Raw genomic sequence first — 832 nt, 5'->3', positions numbered from 1 at the left:
GAAAGTTAGTTATTATAGCGACAGTGAGTTTTGTTTTTGCAACACTAAACTTAGCAAGAAGCCAGGATACCGAAGAAAGAGATATTTCTGTTCTGGCAAATAAGATACATAAATCTATAACAGGAGAAACTCGATCAAAAAAAGTCCCAGAGAAAAAAGAAGATGATGGTACTTTGTTATTTCCAAATCCACAACATATCTACGATCAAAAGAAACAAGATGATATTAGTAAAGAGACCCCTAACTTATTTAAAGAAACTATGAAAAACGAAAGTTATCTTCGCAGCACTCCCGTAAATGACGCGCGCGACGCTATTGATTATCGCAGTCAATATGCAGCAGTCATAGATAAAGTCGTGGCTTTGCAGGCTTTTAAGGAAACAGAAAAACGTTTTGAACAAATTGCAGGCATCTTGCTCGAAATAAAGGATATGGACGATTTAAAAGGCGTTTCCGAATTGCAATTGCGCATGAAGGGGATGCTAGCCGTGATCCAAAATGAAGCAACCAAACTGCAAATGGTCACGCATTTACGCAACACCGAACAAGCACTTATTGATCGGCTAAAACGTAAGCGCAATGTGCAAATTCTTCAGAAAAGCAATACAAAAATGCCAACTATTCGCACAAGTGCAATAGAATTTTTTACAATAATTTCATCTAAGTACCCGTTTCCCTATGAATATAAAACAGTAACTTGAAACGTAATATCCTGTTTTGTTCCCACAATTCTGTAGGACGAACAAAAGTTTGAATGTATTTCGAAACACTTTTGATGAAAATGCTTGCGATAAAATCATAAATGCAAATGAAATGCATAACATACGACAAT

General features: G+C 36.1%; 1 protein-coding gene. It reads left to right on the top strand.

The genetic code is table 11. The features are described 5' to 3' along the window. Positions 1-701 (top strand): TrbJ/VirB5 family protein (locus BN200_RS08385; protein ID WP_019222117.1); only part of this gene is annotated, 701 nt, incomplete at its 5' end. Between the last annotated feature and the right edge of the window lie 131 nt (positions 702-832).

Origin of the sequence: Bartonella senegalensis OS02 (assembly GCF_000312545.1) — a bacterium.
In the GTDB taxonomy this organism is placed as follows: domain Bacteria; phylum Pseudomonadota; class Alphaproteobacteria; order Rhizobiales; family Rhizobiaceae; genus Bartonella; species Bartonella senegalensis.
Note: the sequence above shows the minus strand (reverse complement) of the source record. Positions and strands in the feature narration are given on the sequence as shown.